Source organism: Candidatus Infernicultor aquiphilus (assembly GCF_002784285.1).
GTDB lineage: Bacteria > Atribacterota > Phoenicimicrobiia > Phoenicimicrobiales > Phoenicimicrobiaceae > Infernicultor > Infernicultor aquiphilus.
Window position 1 is genome coordinate 3103 of record NZ_PFKO01000216.1, and the last position, 4497, is coordinate 7599.

Here is a 4497-nt window from a genome sequence, read left to right on the forward strand (position 1 = left end):
GGATAAAAACATATGGGGAAAAATAATGACCAATGCTATGAAATCTGATAACAGCTGGGAAAAGTCTACTGAAAAATATGCTGATTTATACAAGAAGTTAATGGAGGAGTTGTAATGCTTATTTCTAAAAAAGCTTTTAGCGGAAGAGGTTGTATCGATGGAAGAACTTATATTTCATAATTCCCATGATAATGCCTTTAGAAGTCCATTTGGTGCTATAGAAAGCGGTATAAGACTTTCTATAGCACTTCTAATTTCGAAAGACTTAAACCATAAGGAAGTTTTTATTCATATAATTAAAAGAGATGCAGAAGAAAAAATAAAGATGGAAGCTTTTGAGTCATATACCGATGATTATATGTATAAAGTTAATGTGGATTCAAAGGATTATTCTGGTTTGATTTTTTATTATTTTTCTATATCAAATGATGAAAATATTATTTACTATGGGAATAATCCTGATATTCTAGGAGGGATTGGCCATAGATATAGTGATATTCCCCCTGGTTATCAGATAACAGTATATAAAAAACATCATGTTGTACCAGATTGGTTTAAAAGCTCAGTTGTATATCAGATTTTTCCGGATAGGTTTTATAATAAAAACCCTTATATAAAAAATCCGAAAAAGAATTCTTTCGTATACGCTAATTGGGATGATGAACCTTTTTATATAAAAGACAGCAATGGAAGAATTCAAAGATGGGATTTTTTTGGTGGTAATATTGAAGGGATAATTGAAAAGCTGCCTTATATCAAGGATCTAGCGTGACTTTATTAAAAAACCAAGCTTAAAAAAGGTACCAATGCTTATTTATCCAATAAAATCAATAGGTTTGGGGCACTATAATAGCATAAATATGTATACACTGATAATCATACAATAATTATAAGATTAGTATAATTATTAAACACCTTATAATAAGGTAACAAATATTACTTAGAACCTTGACAACACTATATATCTATGATAAAGTATACACTAATATGGCAACATTACAGAAAAGAAAATCCAGGGGACATAATTACTGGTCTATAGTTGAATCCCGCAGGGTTAACGGTAAACCAAGACCCGTTATCCTGGAATATCTCGGCAGCGCTGCTACCCTTTTGAAAAGACTGAAAGGAGGTATTCCCAAAAAAGTCCGCAGTTATAGTCATGGGTTAGTTGCAGTTATGCTGAATATTGCGGAAGAACTCCAAGTTGTACCATCTATAAATAGACACATAAAGGGCAAGCAATTGCGGGATGGTTTTACTGTAGGTGGTTCCCTGTTACTGGCTGCTATTGGAAGAGTATGTAACCCTACCAGCAAAAGGAACTGGTATGGGGGGTGGGCTAGGTATACCAGTCTATCTTATCTTTTGCGGATGTCTTTGAGTAAACTGGACAGTCAGCATTTTTGGGATCAGATGGAAGCCTTCCCGCTATCCGCCATTCACCAGGTAGAGGAAGATATACTCAAAGTATTAATAGAAAAAGAAGGAATAACCCTTGATACTCTACTCTATGATACCAGTAATTTTTTCACCTATATTGATTCTAATAACCAAAGGTGTAGCCTTGCTCAAAGGGGTAGAAATAAACAAAAGAGGATGGATCTAAGACAATTCGGGTTGTTATTACTGGTGTCTCGGGATCAGATTCCCCTTTTTCACCAGGTATATCAAGGTAACCTTTCCGATAAGGCGGTCTTTAAAGATAACTTCCAAAAGATACTAGCCAGATTTAAGGCTATTGCTGGTTCACTGGAGAATATCACCTTAGTATTTGATCAGGGAAATAAATCTAAGAAAATTCTAAAAAATGTAGATCAGAATATTCATTTTGTTGGTGCACTATCCCCTTATCAGCATAAAGATTTAATTAAAGAAGCTAATAATAATCTAAATATAATATCAGTAAATAATTACGAACTTGAGTGTTATCGCCTCCGTACCAGGATCTGGGAACTTGATCTAACTTGTGTGGTATATATCTCCGAAAAACTTCGTAAAGGACAGATCAAAGGCCTTGAACAAGATATAAAAAAGATATCTGCCAAACTTCATAAATGGAAAGAAAATATCCAACAACCAACTAAAAAAGGTAAAAAAAGAAGCCAAGAAGACTTAGAGAAAAAAATAAAATTGTTAACTACTGGTATTCCTGAGAACCTTATTTGCTGGAGACTTGAACATCTCCAAGAAGATGCCTTTGACCTTGATTTTTGGGTAGATAAGAAAGAGTTTGATCTTCTAAAAGACCATAAATTTGGGCGTCGTATATTAATTACCAATCAACACGGCTGGAGTACTAAAGAGATTATCTTAGCTTATTGGGGACAATCGAAGATAGAGAATGTCTTTAAGAGGATAAAGAACCCTTTTCACCTGGCCTTAAGACCACAATATCACTGGACCGACCAAAAGATAGAGGTTCACGTATTTATATGTCTTCTGGCCCTTCTCCTGGTCATGGTAGCAAGTAAGAGGGCAAGGGAAAAGGTGGGATTTACGGGGACGCCAGATGCTTTACTAGAAAAACTCTCTGCTATCCGACTTGCAACCTTTATCGAGAGTCATCTACAAAAGACTAAAGGTATATATAAAACAGTTTACCGTCTGGAAAATATGGACCCTGATATCAAGGTTCTTGCCGAAGGGATGGGTTTGAGCGAATTAAAATTAAAGACTAAAATCCCCTTTAGTGTATACAATTAAATGTAAGCAATTAACCTTATGTATACAATGTTTTAGGATAGTTTTAATAATCGTTTAATAAAGTCACGCTAGGTATAAGCACAATTTATCTAAATCCAATATTTGAAGCTCCCAGCAATCATAGATATGACACTTCAAATTATAAAAGAATTGACCCTATTCTTGGGGATAATGATGATTTTGAAAGACTTTGCTCAATTGCAAAAGATTTAGAAATAAAAATAATACTAGATGGAGTTTTTAGCCATACTGGAGATGACAGTGTATATTTCAATCGTTATGGAAATTTTAACGAAATAGGTGCTTATCAATCGAAAGAATCAAAATACTATAGCTGGTATCAGTTTGACCAATATCCAAATAAATATAAAGGTTGGTGGGACATAGATGAAATGCCTAATGTATCAGAGCTTAACGATTCTTATTTAGATTATATGATGCGGGATGATGATAGTGTAATTACTAATTGGATGAAAAAAGGGGCTATGGGATGGAGACTTGATGTTGCTGACGAATTGCCTGATGAGTTTATTAAACTTTTAAAGAAAAAAATTAAAAGATTAAACCCAGATTCAGTGCTTATCGGTGAGGTATGGGAAGATGCATCAAATAAAATAAGCTATGGTTTAAGACGAGAATACTTTTATGGTGAAGAACTTGACTCAGTAACGAACTACCCTTTGAGAAATATTATGATTGATTTCATCACTAATAAAGTTAATGCAAGTAAAGTCCATAGCAGTATAATGAATCTTTATGAGAACTATCCAAGAGAAAACTTTTATTCATGTCTAAACTTAATTGGGGGACATGATGTAGCCAGGATATTGACCATAATGGAAAACAAATATGAAAATGTAGAAACATCAATAAAAGCATTAAAGCTTATTATTATTTTTCAAATGACATTTCCAGGAGTGCCTTGCATTTATTATGGCGATGAAGCAGGTCTAAGGGGAAGCACAGATCCACATAATAGAAAGACTTATCCATGGGGAAATGAAAATAAAGAAATTCTGAACTTTTATAAAGAAATGATAAAGTTAAGAAACAGTGATGATGTTTTTGTTAATGGTGATTTTCATTCATTATATATTACAGACGATATTTATGCTTTTACAAGAAGTAATGACAAAAAAATGGTATTGATCGCAATTAATAAATCATTGGAACAAAAGACTTGTAAACTGCCTTTTATGGAAGATGAATTGGTTTTGGAATCAATGTCTTGGATTATAAAAGAAAAGTTAAGTATAATAAGAAATTGTCAGGCAGATTCAGGTTATATACCTCAGGGATAGAAACTCTCTCCATAGTCTAGAAACTATATTGTCACTGTTTGACACGGATATTACTTATTATAATTAGTAAAAAAGAAACTTATTAATAAAAATTGAAGCCTCGATGTTTGGTATAAATGCCATGCATCGAGGTTTTTATTTTATATGGGTAGTTTTATTGCGTTATCTGGTCAGGTCTCCACAGGCTGACCGAGAATAACTCAATTATAAATTAAAAAAGGGGACGGGTCCATTTATTCATTTAAAAGAATCTGTGATATCTTGTAATGTTTAATATTTTATATTATAGTAATCATATTGATACATATAAAAGTATTAAAGTGCTGATGAACGCGATACCAAAAGTAATTAAAGAAACAAATCATCAAATTGCGAAAAGTTTTGAAAAAGTAGAAAAAATTTATGAGAAAGTTATTAAAGAAAATCAAAAATAGCCGTAAAATCCAAACCTTTATTTTAACTATCGCTTTAATTATTTGTGCTGGAATTTTTT

Annotated in this window: 3 protein-coding genes; all 3 read left to right on the forward strand. The window is 32.8% G+C overall.

Annotated elements, in window-relative coordinates:
- Positions 1 to 157 precede the first annotated feature (157 nt).
- The 3 genes from COZ07_RS05660 to COZ07_RS05670 all read left to right on the forward strand — a co-directional run bounded on the left by COZ07_RS05660 (position 158) and on the right by COZ07_RS05670 (position 4004).
- Positions 158 to 772 (forward strand): hypothetical protein, encoded by a 615-nt coding sequence (locus COZ07_RS05660; protein WP_406607604.1) that lies wholly within the window; start codon positions 158 to 160, stop codon positions 770 to 772.
- Between the two features lie 215 nt (positions 773 to 987).
- Positions 988 to 2703 carry an IS1634 family transposase gene (locus tag COZ07_RS05665; protein WP_406607605.1) on the forward strand — a complete coding sequence of 572 codons (1716 nt, stop codon included), beginning with the start codon at positions 988 to 990 and terminating at the stop codon, positions 2701 to 2703.
- A gap of 74 nt (positions 2704 to 2777) precedes the next feature.
- Positions 2778 to 4004 (forward strand): glycoside hydrolase family 13 protein, encoded by a 1227-nt coding sequence (locus COZ07_RS05670; RefSeq protein ID WP_406607606.1) that lies wholly within the window; start codon positions 2778 to 2780, stop codon positions 4002 to 4004.
- Positions 4005 to 4497 lie beyond the last annotated feature (493 nt).